Below are 17,100 nucleotides of genomic sequence, written 5' to 3' on the forward strand. Positions count from 1 at the left end.
TTCTTCATCCACGATCAATTCTGCAACTTTGGAACAAATGAATTGCCATAAAATATTGCACTAATTGCATCGATAACAGATTCAGAATTCTTATTAACAGTAGACACGTATCCTCTTATACGGCAGAAATTTTTTGCACCCTGTTTACTGCGGAAAGTACCTGATATCTTCTGCTGTACTTTCGTCATTCTGATATCTCTTTCAGCCTGATTGTTATCAAACGGAACGTTTTGGTCGTACATAAATCGCAAGATATCCTCTTTATGGCCAATAAACCTATCCAGCAAATTCTTTACCGTGGTCTGCTTCTTACGTCCTCGTTTTTTAGACCGCACATTTGATTCCGGATCAGGAGGATTTTCATTCACTCCTAAACAAGTTATGTGATCATAATCCTCACTGAACCTTTGAATTAGCTCAGTATCTAAAAGATCATTATCAACATGATGTTTAATGCATATCAAGAGATCACTCATTATCTTTGTCCACTGTTGATCACTGTTTTCGGAAGCTCCAGTTAACTCTCGTAATAAATGTGCATTACATAATGAATGTTGACATTCATATTTGTTGTACGGTTTCCAAAAATCATGTGTTGCAACACCAGTGTAACCTGGTAATATGCCCATAGCATCCATTGCTTCTGAGCCCCTTTTACGATGTGCAAAATAATAGGTCAGTTTGTCTGTACCTGCCACATGAAGCCAATTACGAACTGCATTTATTCTCATTCCTGTTTCATCCAGATTGATGACAGGAGATTCTTTCAGGAGATGTTTCACTGTATTTTCAAAAGCTCCAAGCTTCTCAAAACAACTACGTTCCGTGTTCACCAAAGTAGCAGGACTTATCTTGCATCCCAAAATATCAGAGAACAACTTGGTAACACGCTGATAAGGAAGTAATTGGTAAGTGTGCAAATAAACTGCAAATGACTTAACTCGATGACCGTATTGAGTCGGCTGAGTTACACCATCTGGAAAAAGAGCTTTGTTTACATGAGAACATTTGGGACATGTTTTAATCTCGCAACGATGTTCAATGCAATTGATAGTTATAGGAGGAATGTCAAAGACCTGTCTTCTTTCATAGTTAGAGGGAACAGAAGCTAACGATCTCCCACAATTGACGCATTGATTAACAGGATGAACAATAACTTCATCCGGATCATCATTTATTCTTAATGTAGTACCAGGATGACCGTTTTGACCACCTACATGCTTATTGGTCTTTTTTCTTTGACTTTTAACGGTTGGTTTATTCCGTGCATAAGAATCAGTAGAAGGTGGTTTGCTACTGTTGCGACTATTCTTTTCAAGCATTTCTTCCAAATGCCTGACACGCTCTTCAAGTTGTGCAATTTGGAGAGATTGATGTTCAATTATCCCAAGTAATCGAGTTACAAGTTCTACTACTGCTTCTGGACCAGCTTCATAAACTGCAAGTATTTCTTCGCGGTCTATACAAATCCCCTCAGATTGATAGACGTTTTTTATGATATTTTACTGAATATTTTTTAACACATAGAATGAAGCCATAGTATATTGTTTTTTGCATCATTAAAACAGTTAGGCTGAATAGTTACCTTCTTTTTTTGGCTCCATCTCTGTGATATCTGATGTGATCCAGCCAATATCGTAACTCTGTCCACAACCTGGGCATATAAGCCCCAATCTTGCTTTCCCGTTGGATATCTCCTTAAAGTAAACATGGAAACCAAGCTGATATCCACAACTAAGACAGACCCTAAACGAATTATCATTATCTTTTGAATCCATAGTTAAACTGTAGTATGATGGAATAAATCATTGTCGACATCAGTTAATACTGATCTAATCATCCACAACGTTTATTAGAAAATACCCGCAAGGAACCCATATGTTCAAAGGAATTATTTTTGACTCTGATGGAGTTCTTGTCAACTCAATGCCATATCATGCAAAAGCATGGGTCGATGTCTTTGCAGAATTGGACATCAATGTCATGGAAGAAGATATCTATGAGATAGAGGGTTCTAATCATGTTGGTGTGATAAATCTTATTTTTAAAAAAGCAGGCAAGATTCCAGAACTAGATATTTACGATACGATCCTCCAAAAAAAGCGAGCACACTTTCTTGAGAATAACCGTGCAGAGACATTTGAAGGCATGTACGAATGCCTGAGTTCAATGAAACCGAGATTCAAACTTGCTGTTGCATCCGGTGCTGACAGGACAATTGTAACATCACTTATGGAAAAGTTCTACCCAGGAATATTCGATGCTATAATTTCCGGTGAGGATGTCAAAAAAGGAAAACCCGACCCTGAGCCATATAACAGGGCAGTCGAGCTGTTGGAACTGGACAAAAACGAATGTTTTGTTGTCGAGAATGCGCCTCTTGGAGTAGAATCTGCCAAAAACGCAGGTATGTTCTGCGTAGGAATCCCGACATATATTGATGCGATAAAGCTTCAGGAAGCTGACCTGATAGTTAAAGATCACTCTGCCCTTATCAGATACCTGACCAATCTGCCAGATGTTGAACAATCAGACTAAACTTGTGAATAACTGACAAGTATTATAATAAAATCTATTTTTATTTTGAATTCCGAAGTTAGCCAGTTGATAAAAAATATAGAACTTTTCACAAAAAAGATAATACAGATTGTGTCTTTTCTGCTTTACATGAAAACAATTCTCTTCCTGTTAATTTTAAGTATCACATTAATACTTTCATCGGGTTGCGTTGAAGACACTTCTGTAGATTCCCTTATAAGTTATCTGGACAACGAAAATGAAAGTATCAGAACCGCTTCAATAGACAAGCTTGCGGAAATCGGAGATGAAAAAACAGTTGCATCATTGAACCAGATGGTCAAAGATGACAACAGGACAATTGAAGAACGGAAAAATGCGATTACTGTTCTTGGCATGATAGGCGGTAATAGTACGGCAGAGATGCTTCTGAACATTTCCCTGGACGAAGAGGAAGAAAAATATCTGAGGATGGCTTCGATACTCGCTCTTGGAGAGATAGGTGATGATACTATGATCAAGCCCCTCAAAGAGGTGGGTTATGGTGATGACGGACTCATCCTGTACCATGCTGCGTATGTTCTTGATCCGATGGAGGATAAAGAAGATGTTTACGCAACCTATGGAAAACTTCCATACCCATTGAGTGAAGACCAAAGGCTTTACAGGAACAATGTAGGTGAAATAAGAGGAACATATAGAGCTGATGGTACTTTTCCGGAAATTGAAAATGCCACTAGTATTCTAATTGGTTATAATGTAAAAACAGGTTACATAGAGATTTCGAGTGATGTGGAACCTGAACCCTCTGTAATGGATGAGATCTACCAGATATATGATACTGAGGCAAGAAAAAGAGCCATCTATCAGGTTCCAGTAAGATTTGTTCGTTGTGGATCTGCAGCCCCATTGGAAGGTTACTGGTATAATATCTCAGATATTGCTGAATTCAATATCACAAATATATCTTTTTAGATCAGATATACCAAGTTACTACAAAAAAAAAGAAGTACGGTCAGACCAACCGTACTGTTTCAAGATTTGTAAGTGCTTTTGTTTCCATCTTGTTTCTCTTATGAATAGAGCTTGCAAGATCCACACATGAACGCTCGTCCCCGTGCTCGGTATAGACTCTTTCCGGGCGTGGCTTCATCTTCTTGATATAGTCCATCAGTTGTCTCCTGTCGGAGTGACCGGAGAAACCATCGACTACCTCTGCCTTCATGTTCATTTTGACAACATGAGTTCCATTGCTGCTTGAGAGAGGTATCTCTTTCCAGCCCTTCTGGATCCTTCTACCCATAGTTCCGTCTGCCTGATAACCTACAAAGACAAGAGTGTTATTCTCATTCTCTGCAAATGCCTTGAAGTATTCTATTACAGGACCTGCATTCATCATACCAGATGTTGCCAGTATCACACATGGATGTGGCTCTTTGATAATCTTCTGACGCAGTTCATTGGAGTCAACAGGTTTGAAACATTCTGCAAGGAATGGGTTCTGTCCCTTCTGGAAGATGAGCTTGCGCAGGTCATTGTTAAGGTACTCAGGATATGTCGCATGAATAGCCGTTGCTTCCCATATCATTCCGTCAAGATAGACAGGAACATTCGGTATAATTCCTTTGCGTATAGCATCTTCAAGTACTATCATTACTTCCTGGCTTCTTCCCACTGCAAATGCAGGTATCAGTACGATACCATCCTTTTCCAGCGTTGCATTGACAATGTTCTGGAGGTTTCTTTCCGCTTCCTGAAGAGATGGCTGTGTAGCATTGGAATTTCCGTATGTGGATTCCATGATAACAGTTTCAACACGTGGGAATTTATTAACTGCAGCGTCAAAGAGCCTTGTCTTCTCATATTTGAAATCGCCTGTGATAACCACATTATGAAGGCCATCCCCAATATGAAAATGAGAAACTGCAGATCCGATGATATGCCCTGCATTATGGAATGTGAGTTTTATATCAGGTGCTATATCGGTTACTTCCTCGTAATCAAGAACGATGGTGTGCTTGAGTCCTTCTCTGACTTCTGCAGAACTATATGGAGGCCTCTTGCCTTCCTTTGCAGCAACATCAATGTAGTCAAGCTGCAATAAAGCCATAAGATCCCTTGTTGGAGGAGTACAATAAATAGGGCCTTCAAAGCCGTATTTATAGAGAAGTGGTACAAGACCCTGATGATCAAGATGGGCGTGTGTTAACACAACAGCATCTATCTGGTTAATAGGATATGCTTCAGGCACATAGAGATAGGGAGTCATATTGTCATCTGAACCGACATTAACACCACAATCGATCATTATACGCGATTCGGGAGTTGAGATGATGAAACAGCTTCTTCCAACTTCTTTTGCACCACCCAGTGATGTAACCCTTACCCACTCATCCTTTGAAGTACAACCCCTGTGGATCTTTCTTCCTACTGATTTAAGGATATCTTTCCTCTCTTTGTGATTGGTACGCATGAATTCACGTATGTTCTTAACAGTACGTGACTTGATAGGGGGAGCTCTTACGACCTTTGGCGTCCATCCTATCTTCTTTGTTATTTCCCTGAGAGTCTCACCATGTTTTCCTATTACAAGTCCTGGTTTATCAGCTTCGATAATTACTTCACCCACATCAGGGTCAAAGTGATAGTTAGATACCCCGGATTCTTCAGGGACAGTTTTCAGAATCTTTTCAATTGATTCCTCAGGAGGCATAAGCACTTTAGGATCAGGACGTACCACAATACGTGTCCTCAGTGTCTTTGCCAGAGTTCTGACAATATTACCGTTATCTGCAAACTTCTTAGGCTCTTCTGTGTAAACAACAAGCTGTGGCCCTTCAAACTCAACATTAGAAATAGTAGTACCAATTGGTAGTTTTTCTTCTATTTTCTTCTTCAGATCAGATAGTACTTCTTCTACAGCCATTGAAATAGCCTTCCTTATAAAAAAGTGAAAAATATAATATAGTTAAAAACTATATTCAAAACATTATTTATAATAGTTCAAATGAAAGAAATGAAAGAATTATTATATTGAATTAAAATTCTTCCCTCATTTTTTTGACGTCTTCCATGTCAAGTCTGGTATATTTGTCCTTATTGATAACCACAACATCTATGTTCTCACCAGATGCAGAGTCTCTCTTCATTGCATTGTGAAGTGCTCTGACAGCCAGCTCGACACCTTCTTCGGTGGTCATATCTTCCTTGTAGCGGTCTTCAAGTACACCGTATGCAAAGGGAGAACCTGAACCTGTAGAAACAGCTTTTGTTTCTTCAATACTTCCACCAAGAGCATCAAGTGAATAAATTGAAGGTCCGTTCTTGTCATATCCTCCAACAAGAAGCTGCACCATAAGTGGATAGTATCTCTGACCACTGAGCATATTTGACAAAAGAGTTGTAAGACCTTTAATAGTCATGGTCTCCTTACGTCTCATTTTGTATAATTTTGATTCCACACTCATTACCCTTACAATCTGCTGTGCATCTCCCACAGAACCAGCAATGGTCATTGCAACCAGATCATCTATCTGATAGACCTTCTTTGCAGTTTTACTTGCAATGAAATTCCCCATTGTTGCACGCTGCTCGGTTGCAAGAACAACACCGTCATTGCAAACTATACCTACAGTGGTTGTACCTTTGTAATGTTTATCATTAACCATTAATTATACCTCATACAAAAATGAGAAAACAAATTTGAAAAATGTACTATGCATTTTAATGCATTAATCAGTTACTCATTAGCAATTTATATATATATATTTATCCCTTGTTCAGCAAATACCTATTTCTTCAGCAAGTGCTTTTACCCGTTCAATACTACCCTCATCGATATTTTTCTCCTGCATCTTCCGGATACGCCGGTCAAGAGATATCCTTTCTGTACCTATCAAAAGATTATCCGCATGAGCTACGATTTTTTGCTCCAGTGTCACTGGTATATAGTCATCATCAGGAAGTCCCACTTTTTTCGCTTCTTCCCTTGTAATACCAGCTCCGATATGACGCTTGATTATCTCCTGAACCATTGGTTCAATGTGATTTTCCTTTGCGATATCAACACCGACTATGGCATGATCGATTCCATGACTTTTTGCCCTTCCAAGATCATGCAGGAGTCCGCCAATCTCGACAAGCTCCAAATCAACATCTAATCCATCATTTTCCAGCTTCAAACCCATTGAAAGAGCCAGGTCAGCAACAGCTACGCAATGAGCTATAACCTTTTTACTGCAACCCGAAATCTTTAGGATATCAAGAGCATCTTCACGCAAAAGCATTCTACTGATCTTTGCCCAGGAAAGCCAGACGCTTATCTATCTTATGAATGAATTCGGAATTATCCTCATACATCATGTCCTCGCCGCAGTCCGGACAAAGAAACTCGCATTCTGTAGCCTCATTAAAATTCATGCGTACGCAGCCTTCCGGACACTTGTAGAACACATTTTCTTCCTCAAACTTAACTCTGGTTCTGAGGTGTTTTACAAGTCTTTTCTTTTCCTTTGCTAACTGCGGGCCAATATCAGTCATATCAAGGGTCCACAGGTATGTAAGCCAACCACTACTGGAATCACGTTCACGCCTGCATACAGCGAGTTTATTCTCATTAAGGATAAAAAGAGTTCTTCGGACTATGTTTAATAGAATACCCGTGGCTTCTGCTATTTGTTCGTCAGTTACCTCTCCATCGGGCATCTTCTCTATCATCATCAGTCCATCTTCACCCACCAACCTAACGAGATAGCCCCTGACAACCGGATCATTCAAATCTATCAAAAAATTTCACCTCATAATGTGCTTGTTAATGCAATGTATTCAAATATTAATCTTTGCTTGCAAATCCCGCCTGATTTGAAACATTATCAACCAATTTACAGGTCTTTTGTTCAGGAATCAAGTAGATTCAATGATTCACGTATAAACATAACGCTTTCCTTAATTTCAGATAAAACTTCCTCACGACCATTTTCAAAGCATAAGATCGATATAACAGGTTCTTCTGGATTTATTACTTGTCCAACACTTGGAACATCAAATACATTCATTTCAAGTAATTTCTTTTGAGTGGCTTCAGTTACCACTGTTTTCTGTCCGGCATAAAGAATCGCCCTACATGCATGCTGTGTTTTGTTCTTTGTCAGGGGATCGATAATCCCCTCAAAGGCTTTTATATGGGCATCTACTAAATTGATACCTGTTGCCATCTCAACAGTATCCAGACTACCCTGAAAACGTGCATTGACCTCAATTACCACCGGACCATCTTCACTTATTATGAAATCCACACCATTTGAACCTATAAGTCCAAGCTCGAGAATCAATTCTTCAGATATTCTTTTCATCTCTGAGCCATAAGGAGTTTCATAAGGAGTTATATTCCCACAATACGCAAATGGAATTTCTGTTAGCCATGGCACTCCGATAAGCTGCTCATTTACAGCTACTGCAACGGCTCTGTCCTTTGTAGATATTACCGAAACACTAGCGGGTGTACCATCGACATATTCCTGGGCAATCATACTGCTTTTACCTGCCGGAAGATTGATATTTTTCAATTTTTCATAAATACCTTCGATATCACCCTCATGCTCAACCTTTGTGTTGAATATACCACCACCTGAACATGAGGGCTTGACAATAGCAGGTAACTGTAATTTGCCGATCTCAGAAAGAAGTGCTGTTTTTGGGTGAGCTATGTTTAATTTATTCAGTAATATAGAAAAACGATGTTTGTTTGACACTTCCATCGTAACCCCAGGTTCATTACCAATTATCCTGTAATGCAACTTTTCCAAGCCTATAGTCTCAAACCCTGAACCTGGTATTATACCATCAAAGACAACATTAAAGCTTTCAATGAGCTCTGCCAACTCAGCAAGGCTAATCTTACTGGCATCAAATGTTTCCCCTATATCCAGCTTCTTCGAAGCTGCAGAACACTGTAAAAGGTCATGGTCACAGAAAGCATCTATGGAATACATATTGTATCCGGCTCTAGTGCCGGAACAAACTATATTGCGAGTACTAAAACCTATAACCAGTATATTCTTCGTAGACATAAGGACCTTTTATCGGGATCCATCTACAACAGCAAGAAGTCCTTTCTCTGTTTTGACAACGGGAATTTCGGTCCCTGCTTCTGCACTGAACATGACTGGTTTTCTAATAGTGACGGTCTCATAGGTGTCAGGGTCAAGTACAAGAAGATCATTATTTTCAATTGCCACAAGCATTGTTTTTTGCAGGTCCTTTCTTTTTGCAATGAGTGTTACCCTTTTAAGAGAATCGGCTGTGGAAGTAAAACGCGCCCCAGTCTCAATATCAGTACCTATGACATTTTTCCCAAACTTCTTGATCTCTATAACCCTTCCCTTATGTTCAATAATATCATGAGGCATAAACTCAGGAAGCCTTAGTGAAAAAGTGATACGATAAACATCTTTACCCTCTTTCCTTCCCTGTAAAGATTCAGATTCATTAAAACTGCCGCCCAAGCGGGATACTATCTCTTTGCAAATGTGCCTGCCTGCGTTAGAAGAACCAACATAAAGATCAGCACCTTCCTTTATGTCCAGGGAATTGGATATAAAAGCAAGCCTGTCACCCTTGCTACGCATTCTTCCCAGTACATTGTTGGAAATGTTTATGCACTCATTCATCTCTTCTTCGGTAGGAATACGATTGGTGGCCCTTATCTGCAGAATCGCTTCAAAGTACCCACCGGATATGCGACTACACATGTCACATGACTCACGCAATACGCGAACCTCAGCCCCAAGTTCCTGATGGAAAATCTCACCAAGCAACGTTGCATCCACTTCAATATGCACCTTGTACATATGAGGAGTAAGTTCCCTGGGCACAATGGACACCTCAATATTCTCAGCCATTTCATGTACAAAGAGTGCATCTTCTGCTGTCTGGATCACTATATCCCCAAGGTTACCATAATTTACCCATTTGTTCTTTACATTACGTGCCCCGCAACTGGCACATATCCTTGAGTGTAACACAGGAGCTATTTCCGCAAGGGTGAAATTCTCGAGAAAACAGTCCTTGCAGCGCCCCTGAAATAACTTATACGTTTCATTTCCGCATTTTGGGCATATGGTACTATTCATTGGCTCTGATATCATAGTTTATTAGATATTGTTTTCGCTCAGCAATAAAACCGTCTGTTTTACCTGCGTATTATATCGTAGTCTGTACTTCCAGCACCGATCTTTTCGGCATACTCAAGATGGACCATAGGATCCACACCCCAGACATTAGTGATGCAGCCCCTGCCCTCATGTTTCATTTTCTCATTTATAAGATCAAGGCTTGCTTTGTCTATGGCAACAGGGTCTTTTGAAGCCGTAATTCCCACATCTCCTGCAAAAGTTGGTGCTGAGAAGTTAAAGCAGTCACATCCGGGAGTAAGGTCGAATATCCAGTTAATGTATCCGATCTTTTCAGGTAAAAGTTTTACTGGCCCCATGGCAGCTTCCCCAAGACGTTGTTGCATTTTCACCGGAGCATCTACAGGAGGCACGATAGCATGATAATTACAGCTTCCAAGGCATGATAGTTCGCCTCTGCAAAGATCCCTGTTCACAATGGCCTTCCCATTTTCAATAGTCAAGGCATCCCATGGACAAGCTTTGAGGCACTTCTTGCACCCCACACATTTGTCGTGGTCAATGTCAGGCTTTCCAACCTCATGAACAGTAGTCTTACCTCTCTTATCCAGACATCCCATTCCCAGGTTTTTTATTGCCCCACCAAATCCTGATGCAGGATGACCTTTACAATGTGATATCATTATCATAGAATCAGCTTTTGCAATAGCTGATGCCACAGTGATCTCGCTTATTGTTTCCCCCTCAATTCCCACGGATACAAAATCATCACCCCAAAGCCCGTCGGCACAAATGATAGGGGCACCCATACTCCCGTGCGTAAAACCATTAGTAGCTGCTGTACATAACAGATCGGCGCCATTGAAGCGCTTTCCACTGTAAAGCACAGTTGTATCCGTAACAAAAGGAATACCACCTGCTTCTTTCACAAGATCCACTACGGTCTTTACAATAACAGGACGTATGTACGTAGTGTTTCCCAGTTCACCAGGGTGTATTTTTATAGCAACGATATCCCCTTTGTTAACAGGCGATATTTTAGGGAAAATATCTACAATCTGGTCTATCTGGGTGTTCTCAGGCCCAATTTCTTCTGCTGATCTGAAAAAGACATCATTCATTCCAATACCTCTGTGTATACAATTCATTAAATCAGTATTTATAATGTTTCTGTCTGCTATTAGATCCAGATACAAATAACTTATTGAAAATAGCTGTGATATTCTTAATAAGAAGTATCACTTAAATATGTTAAGATATAAATTTAAATATAATAATGCAGTATTGTGTAATTGTGAAAATTAATTACCTCAGTTACTAAACATCTTAGCCCATAGCAACTATATAATAAACCGATATATATATAGATTATATGCATCTTGTATATATTTGTGCATTGTGTATTAGAGTTTGATGAAATGTGGAGGAAAATTTATGCCAAACATTCAGAATTACACGAAAAAATGTACAAATAATTCAACTGATAGCAATTTACAATTAATAGTCAACGGGCAATTCAAAGAAACAACGGATAAAGAAGATATGGAGTTTATGCGCTTCATGATAGGTGGAATAGGTTCCAAGTAAATATCTTTGCATTTAGATACATGGGGAGTAAATTTTATGAAAATGAAAGAAAATTTGTGCTGTGAGCATTGTCACATTGAACTTAAGCGACAGCTGATAGGATCTAATGTATTCTATTACTGTAGTGAATGCGGGAGAATAACTTCCGCAAAGGATATGGTAACCATCATAATCCATGATAATGGAGTAAAAGCATGTGTATGATAGAAGAACTGGGTTATTCTGAAGATAATAAAAAACTTTATTGCAGAAATTGCGTTATTTTTGTAAAAACCGGCAAATGCGAGTTTTTGAAGTACCTGGAATCAGAGGTATCAGTAGACCTCAACAGAGATTGTATTCAAGAAATATTGATCGATGAATGTGGATACTGATTTCCACCGATATGTATATATTTTACTTTATTGCCCTCACAAAGAACAATTATTCAATAAACCAGTCCACATAGACAAGCAACTCTTTTTTTTCCCAGTTATCCAGTTTCAACGGGCTGTCTTTGCGTGCACCTCCAAAAAGGTCTGCTTTTTGATCGGCATCAAGGACATGTACTTTGTATCTACCTTCCGGGCTGTCACGTAGAAAATAACCAGGACTCATGGAATCTGATTTTTTCCACATGCTTATCCTGTCATAGTCCCACAAACATGTTGCCCACTCGGCCATCTTTTTAATATGCTCATCCATTACACTTTTAACATCACCGATGATGACGCAATGTTTTCCGTTCTTTGTCAATTCTATGCTATTGTGGTGGCGTATGATCATATCCATTTAATCCCACATAAAACGACATACAGATAGTATAATAGTTTTGTGTTCAGAAACTATGTTCTTTTGAATAAAAATAAACTAACAAAACCAGAAATAAAATAGATAAAAAAAGATGCCATGTAAACCATAGCATCTTTGAAACAGTCTTATTTCTTCTGTGGTGGCCAGTTCTTTTCCATCCAGCCAGGTAACCTTCCGGAATCTGCAGGACCTACCATGACATTAGCACCCGTCTCGTCTTCAATGTCTCCCTGCAGACGTGCACAAAGTCCCGGAATGACGATAGCATTGTGGGTTGTATCTTTCTTCAGGTCAAATCCGGATTCATCGATTCCCTTCTTGATCTTTGCAGCAGTAAGTTGCCCACCAGCCACTGCAGCCTCTACACCAATACCATCGGTATCAATAGCCCAGAGGAAACAGTCGATCTTGTTAGATGCAAGATCACTCTCTACTGTGTAGTAAGTAAGAGCGAAGTTGGTTGTAAACAGCACCGGTGAATCTGCAGTCGGTTCTCCTACCTTGTACATCCCAGGATCTACAGTCACAGGTTTTCTCGGATCTGTGTAGATAGTGTCACGGATGTGCAGTTCTGGCAACATTGCATAAGGCTCTGTGCTGTGGAGGATCATTATGTCACCGTACTTGATGGTGAACACTGATGCAACCACGGTTTCCCAGTAAGATGCACTTACAGGGTCATCATGTGCCATCCATGCTGTGAATGGAACTGCCATTATTGGATAGGCGATTTCACGGTCGCCATCAATACCAGCCCTGCGTACCTTTATAAAATTGGTAAAGGTCTGTTTGAGCTGCTTGCCGGTTGGGAATGTTCCAGGGTCGAGTACAAGTTTCTCAGTACCCATTGCTTCAAAGGTCTTTGCCATTGACTTGAGAAGGTCAAGGTCATTTGGCGCAAAGAGTGTCACAGGCACATCGTACTCCAGTGCAAGCTCTCCTACTTCCTTCCAGTTGTCCTTGTTTGCAGCGTAGAGAAGTGGATTCCTGCCCTTTGAAGCTTCAAGACCTGCTTTAAGAACTGCAGGGTCAAATGAACAGAGAATGATAGGCATGTCTGTTGTTTCAACAACTTTCTTTACTGCTGCCCCAAATTTAGCAGGATCATTGGATGTGCAGCGCACAGCTACCATATCTACAGTGAGGAAGTCACCTACATAGAACTTTTTGAAGTTCTGAATGTGGTTTACTCTCTCAACGAGATCCTTCTCATCCATTGTGTCCCATACGTCATATGCTAACTGCGTCTGGTTGAAGAATGTCAGCTTGTGACGGTAAAGAACATCATCTCCGCCAATCTTTGCGACATTTTCACCGACACCGATCAAAACTTCCCTGATCTCAGGGGCCAGGAGTGCATCGAGCTCTTCATACTTCTTCTTGAACTTAGGCTCGAGTATTGGCGTACAATCTGTGAGTTTATGAGACCTGTCAATAAGATGTGATGCAAAGGCCATACATGTCTGTTCACCACACTCACCACAGTTAGTGGCTGGCAGGAACTTGTAAGCTTCCAGTGGACTGTTAATTTTCATTTATCACACCTCCGCTCCGATCCAGTTGGTGATGTCTATTTCTTCAGACTCGATAGAGCCGTAGAGTGTCTGTGTAATTTCTTTCAGCACCTGTACAGATGTTGGGTGCATCATCATGAACATATCATTACCTGCAAGTGAGAGTGAAAGACCAGTGACGATCTCCCAGATTGGTCCACGATATTCCCTTGGTCCCCAGTCAGAGTCCTGCTTAAGTGGAGATGAGACCATCCATGCCTCACGAGCACCCCATGCATTGGTGGTACCGGACGACATTGGGAATGTAAGTTCATCGTCACCCATAAGACCAGCAAGTCTTATGCGCTCCATATTGGTGTACGCATAGTCAAGACCGTATCCCAGTGCTGCTGTGGTTGGGTCCATTATTATGCGGTCCCTTGGGACATTACACTGCTTCATGAGTTTCCTGTTAAGTTCCTTCTGAGCATTGATCTCAAGCTGTGTCCATGAAAGGACGACATGTCCATAATCCATGGCTGCCTTTGCAATTCTCTCGTAGTCAAGGTTAAGACTTGCAGATGCAAGCAATACTCTCTCACCCTCTGCAACCTCAGCTGCCTTCTCGAGCACTTCTGGGTCTTTTTCAGGGTTTCCTGAACCACCGATAACGATAGGTACATCAACTGCCTGCAGAACATCCTCTACGACTTTTGCAGCTTCCTTTGCAGAAGTATCGTTGATGAGCGGGTCAGTTGAAATCAAGTGAATGGTTACCATGTCAGCATTGAACTCACGAACAACCTTCTTTGCCCATTCTGCCGGGTCGTTGATTACATCTTCATAGTTGCCTTTTACGGACTTTGCCATTCCTATTGGCATGTCGAAGACATCCATGGTGACATAGTTCCTGTGAGGCATCTCTGCGTCAAAGTAATAAGGAAGCGCATTCTCCCCACCAAGGGTCACAGTGCTCTTCCTTGAGCCACCGTCACCTGATGTTGCACCAAGTGTAACTTCCTGAATAGGATTCTTCCAGTTGTCTACCTTTGCAACCTCAAATTTGGAAGCAAGTAGTTCCTGTATCTTCGGGGAAGTTGGAAGTGTTTCAGGCTGGGGCATTTCACCCATTCCAAAAGCAGATGCGAACAATTGTTCAGCAGGGAATCCAAGCATTCTTCCGATATTAGCCATGTGAAGAGATATCTGGGAAATCTCGCTTCCCAGAGCATAGGCAAGTGCAGGATTTAGGCCTCCACCACCACTAATATTGAGCTCGATGTCACCTTCAATGGTCACGCCTTCCAGTGACTCCACATCGAGATCTTGCAACATATCACTAAGTTGCGATAATTTCATTTTCTTTGTCATGTGCATTCCACCATATGATAATATTTGTTACAAACCAAGTTTCTGAGCGATCTTCTCAACTTCCTGTACTGCAGCGGAATCATCCGGAAGATCAAATAAAGGTTCCCCGGCGAGATCTCTTTCAACTATCATCTCGTCCACAGGGATCATTCCTATTAGTTCAAGGCCAAGTTCATTAGCAGTACTGGCAATCCTTTCACGGTTTGCATCTGTGACCTTGTTTGCGATAACATAGATATTGGAAACATCTGTTTCCAGTTCACCCACGAGTTCCCGTATACGCTCTGCAGTCCGCAGTCCCCTGCGTGAACCATCAGTGACAACTATAAGTTCATCAACATTCCTGAATATCTTCCTGCTGAAATGTTCCAGCCCGGCTTCAGCGTCAATGATGAGCACGTCATAATTTGTCACAAGCTTGTTCATGATACCACGAAGCAGGTTGTTGACATAACAGTAGCATCCTGAACCTTCAGGCCTTCCCATGACCAGCAGGTCATATCCTGGCATCTCTTCAAGAATCTCATAGAGTTTCCCTTCCAAAATGGATTCCTTGCTCACATCAGGAGGAAGGTTGTCACGCTCATCATGCATGAATTCCTTGATATCACCAATGCTTTTGTTGGTTTCACATCCCAGTGTTTCGGGAAGGTTGGTGTCCGGATCCGCATCAACGGCAAGAACGACTTTATCACCTTTTGTAAGATGGCGAATGAGAAGACTGGTCGTTGCCGTCTTCCCTGTTCCGCCTTTACCAGTCACTGCAATAATCTTAGCCACAAAAGACCACTCTTAGTCCTGTTTCTTGATAATCACTTTTTCGATACTGACCTTTGCGTTCTTCAGGACGATCTTTACACCACCAGATCCACCGCCACTCATCATTGGCATGGATGGCATGAAGTTTGCAGCCTGCATCATCTGTGGAGTAGCGAATCCTGCTTGTGGAGCTGCTGCTTCAGGTGCTTCTTCCTCTTCAGGTGCTTCCTCTTCTTCCTCTACCCATCTTTCAAGTATTGGGTGGTTCTTTTCCTTGAGGAAGGTTTTGAGACTGTCAATATCCGCTGCTTCTTCTTCAGTTGGGATCTTGTCGCGGATATCCTCTGGCATACTATCAAATACCTTGTCCTTAAGCATCTTTGGCATCCATACGACCCTTTCCCAGCCGCCGTCTGCCTGGATGAACTTTGGTGAACGGAAGTAATTGACACCGATTCCAAGGAAACCAACAACCTGTTTACCTCCACCAGTCTGTCCTGCCATGGTTGAGAACTGAAGCCCATTTGGTGCTGTGCCTGCAAAGTCCCTGTCTACCCACCCAATACCATCAACTTCAGGGATGTAGAATCCTACAACCTCGAAGCATCCACAGGACGTGTGTGGGTACTCTAGGAATGAGTGAAGCTTTATACGATCATATTCGCCACTGGATAATTTCTTTGCAGCTTCATTGACACCGGTGTATTCCCCGGATTCTGCGTCGACGAGGTCTCCTTTTGGAATTGCGAACTGTGGACCTTCCGGGTCTACCTTTGCTGCTGCCCTGCCGTCGAACCAGTTGATCGCACCACAAAGTGAAACCCTGTCCGGTGTTACTACACAAACATTGGTTGGAGCGAATGATGCACAAAGGGTACATCCGTAGAATGTGTCAACATCCTCATCGTGAAGGTCACGGGTTCTCTCGTCCCTTGCCTTGTAGACTCCTCTTGCATTCTCGATCTCTTTCTCGATCTCGGCCATATCTGTGATATAAATAGCTTCAACACTCTCTATGAATGTAAGTTCGTTCTTAAAGAGCATCATAATAGCCTGTGCGACAGGCTCAAAAGAGGTCATACCTTTCTCAACTGCATCTTTGCTGACCCTCATCCAGACATCGTCTCTCTGGTTCAGGTGCATGAAACCCTGTATGTAGTTCTGGAATTCATGGTTCCTTCTTTCTACAATGGACTCAAGATCAGGTTCTACAAGTTCTCCTGCGATCTTGTATATCATTGCAAGGGGATGTCTGGAACCTGCTTCCATGTCTGAAAGATCAGGACCGATAAGTGTGAACTTGCCGTCTTCCACATCGTCCATCTCTGCTGCCCTCACGAGTTCAAAGCCTTTGGACTTTGGACCTGCAAGTTCTGCATACATACCATCTTTTCTAATTCTCTCTCCTTCAAACATAGGAGATATTTCAAAAGGGAATTCATCTGCCATAA

The 17,100-nt window shown here is 41.4% G+C and carries 19 protein-coding genes; 5 read left to right on the forward strand and 14 right to left on the reverse strand.

The window, feature by feature from the left end:
• Window positions 1-14: 14 nt before the first annotated feature.
• Complete coding sequence (locus WN948_RS02250) at window positions 15-1,469, reverse strand: IS66 family transposase (RefSeq protein WP_342306514.1); 1,455 nt, start codon at window positions 1,467-1,469, stop codon at window positions 15-17.
• 99 nt (window positions 1,470-1,568) lie between these two features.
• Window positions 1,569-1,778, reverse strand: coding sequence for a hypothetical protein (locus WN948_RS02255; protein ID WP_342305375.1), 210 nt, complete (start codon window positions 1,776-1,778; stop codon window positions 1,569-1,571).
• A 100-nt stretch (window positions 1,779-1,878) separates the two neighbouring features.
• Here WN948_RS02255 and WN948_RS02260 point away from each other — a divergent pair, with 100 nt between their 5' ends.
• Both WN948_RS02260 and WN948_RS02265 read left to right on the forward strand, forming a co-directional pair.
• A complete protein-coding gene (locus tag WN948_RS02260) occupies window positions 1,879-2,538 on the forward strand; it encodes an HAD family phosphatase (protein ID WP_342305376.1) in 660 nt (219 codons plus the stop codon).
• 66 nt (window positions 2,539-2,604) lie between these two features.
• On the forward strand, window positions 2,605-3,492 hold the full coding sequence (locus WN948_RS02265) for a HEAT repeat domain-containing protein (RefSeq protein ID WP_342305377.1): 888 nt from the start codon (window positions 2,605-2,607) through the stop codon (window positions 3,490-3,492).
• Window positions 3,493-3,532: 40 nt separating this feature from the next.
• On the opposite strand, the gene WN948_RS02270 is transcribed toward WN948_RS02265, so the two are convergent.
• From WN948_RS02270 to WN948_RS02300, 7 genes are all read right to left on the reverse strand, one after another.
• Complete coding sequence (locus WN948_RS02270; protein ID WP_342305378.1) at window positions 3,533-5,443, reverse strand: beta-CASP ribonuclease aCPSF1; 1,911 nt, start codon at window positions 5,441-5,443, stop codon at window positions 3,533-3,535.
• Window positions 5,444-5,555: 112 nt separating this feature from the next.
• Complete coding sequence (gene psmB, locus WN948_RS02275; RefSeq protein WP_342305379.1) at window positions 5,556-6,185, reverse strand: archaeal proteasome endopeptidase complex subunit beta; 630 nt, start codon at window positions 6,183-6,185, stop codon at window positions 5,556-5,558.
• A gap of 111 nt (window positions 6,186-6,296) precedes the next feature.
• On the reverse strand, window positions 6,297-6,803 hold the full coding sequence (locus tag WN948_RS02280) for a TIGR00295 family protein (RefSeq protein WP_342305380.1): 507 nt from the start codon (window positions 6,801-6,803) through the stop codon (window positions 6,297-6,299).
• A gap of 1 nt (window position 6,804) precedes the next feature.
• Window positions 6,805-7,302 (reverse strand): transcription factor, encoded by a 498-nt coding sequence (locus WN948_RS02285; protein ID WP_342305381.1) that lies wholly within the window; start codon window positions 7,300-7,302, stop codon window positions 6,805-6,807.
• A 110-nt stretch (window positions 7,303-7,412) separates the two neighbouring features.
• A complete protein-coding gene (locus WN948_RS02290; protein WP_342305382.1) occupies window positions 7,413-8,585 on the reverse strand; it encodes an ATP-grasp domain-containing protein in 1,173 nt (390 codons plus the stop codon).
• A 9-nt stretch (window positions 8,586-8,594) separates the two neighbouring features.
• Window positions 8,595-9,647: a 60S ribosomal export protein NMD3 gene (locus tag WN948_RS02295; RefSeq protein WP_342305383.1), complete on the reverse strand. Its 1,053-nt coding sequence runs from the start codon at window positions 9,645-9,647 to the stop codon at window positions 8,595-8,597.
• 59 nt (window positions 9,648-9,706) lie between these two features.
• Window positions 9,707-10,768 (reverse strand): DUF362 domain-containing protein, encoded by a 1,062-nt coding sequence (locus WN948_RS02300; RefSeq protein ID WP_342305384.1) that lies wholly within the window; start codon window positions 10,766-10,768, stop codon window positions 9,707-9,709.
• A 313-nt stretch (window positions 10,769-11,081) separates the two neighbouring features.
• Between WN948_RS02300 and WN948_RS02305 the strand changes: the two genes are divergently transcribed.
• Genes WN948_RS02305 through WN948_RS02315 form a run of 3 tightly spaced genes read left to right on the forward strand, consistent with a single transcriptional unit; the run spans window position 11,082 to window position 11,608 of the window.
• Window positions 11,082-11,234, forward strand: coding sequence for a hypothetical protein (locus WN948_RS02305; RefSeq protein WP_342305385.1), 153 nt, complete (start codon window positions 11,082-11,084; stop codon window positions 11,232-11,234).
• Window positions 11,235-11,270: 36 nt separating this feature from the next.
• The gene (locus WN948_RS02310; RefSeq protein WP_342305386.1) at window positions 11,271-11,438 is read left to right on the forward strand and encodes a hypothetical protein; all 168 of its coding nucleotides are present in this window, start codon (window positions 11,271-11,273) and stop codon (window positions 11,436-11,438) included.
• Entirely contained in the window at window positions 11,429-11,608 is a 180-nt protein-coding gene (locus tag WN948_RS02315; RefSeq protein ID WP_342305387.1) for a hypothetical protein, read from the forward strand. The genes WN948_RS02310 and WN948_RS02315 overlap by 10 nt, the downstream gene beginning before the upstream one ends.
• A 49-nt stretch (window positions 11,609-11,657) precedes the next feature.
• On the opposite strand, the gene WN948_RS02320 is transcribed toward WN948_RS02315, so the two are convergent.
• From WN948_RS02320 to cdhC, 5 genes are all read right to left on the reverse strand, one after another.
• Window positions 11,658-12,005 (reverse strand): hypothetical protein, encoded by a 348-nt coding sequence (locus WN948_RS02320; RefSeq protein WP_342305388.1) that lies wholly within the window; start codon window positions 12,003-12,005, stop codon window positions 11,658-11,660.
• Between the two features lie 146 nt (window positions 12,006-12,151).
• A complete protein-coding gene (gene acsC / locus WN948_RS02325) occupies window positions 12,152-13,561 on the reverse strand; it encodes an acetyl-CoA decarbonylase/synthase complex subunit gamma (RefSeq protein ID WP_342305389.1) in 1,410 nt (469 codons plus the stop codon).
• A 3-nt stretch (window positions 13,562-13,564) separates the two neighbouring features.
• Entirely contained in the window at window positions 13,565-14,890 is a 1,326-nt protein-coding gene (cdhD, locus tag WN948_RS02330) for a CO dehydrogenase/acetyl-CoA synthase subunit delta (RefSeq protein ID WP_342305391.1), read from the reverse strand.
• 27 nt (window positions 14,891-14,917) lie between these two features.
• Window positions 14,918-15,670, reverse strand: a complete 753-nt coding sequence (locus tag WN948_RS02335) for a carbon monoxide dehydrogenase accessory protein CooC (RefSeq protein WP_342305392.1) — start codon at window positions 15,668-15,670, stop codon at window positions 14,918-14,920.
• A gap of 12 nt (window positions 15,671-15,682) precedes the next feature.
• Window positions 15,683-17,098 carry a CO dehydrogenase/CO-methylating acetyl-CoA synthase complex subunit beta gene (cdhC, locus tag WN948_RS02340; RefSeq protein WP_342305393.1) on the reverse strand — a complete coding sequence of 472 codons (1,416 nt, stop codon included), beginning with the start codon at window positions 17,096-17,098 and terminating at the stop codon, window positions 15,683-15,685.
• Window positions 17,099-17,100 lie beyond the last annotated feature (2 nt).

Source organism: Methanolobus sp. ZRKC5 (assembly GCF_038446525.1).
Taxonomy (GTDB): Archaea; Halobacteriota; Methanosarcinia; order Methanosarcinales; family Methanosarcinaceae; genus Methanolobus.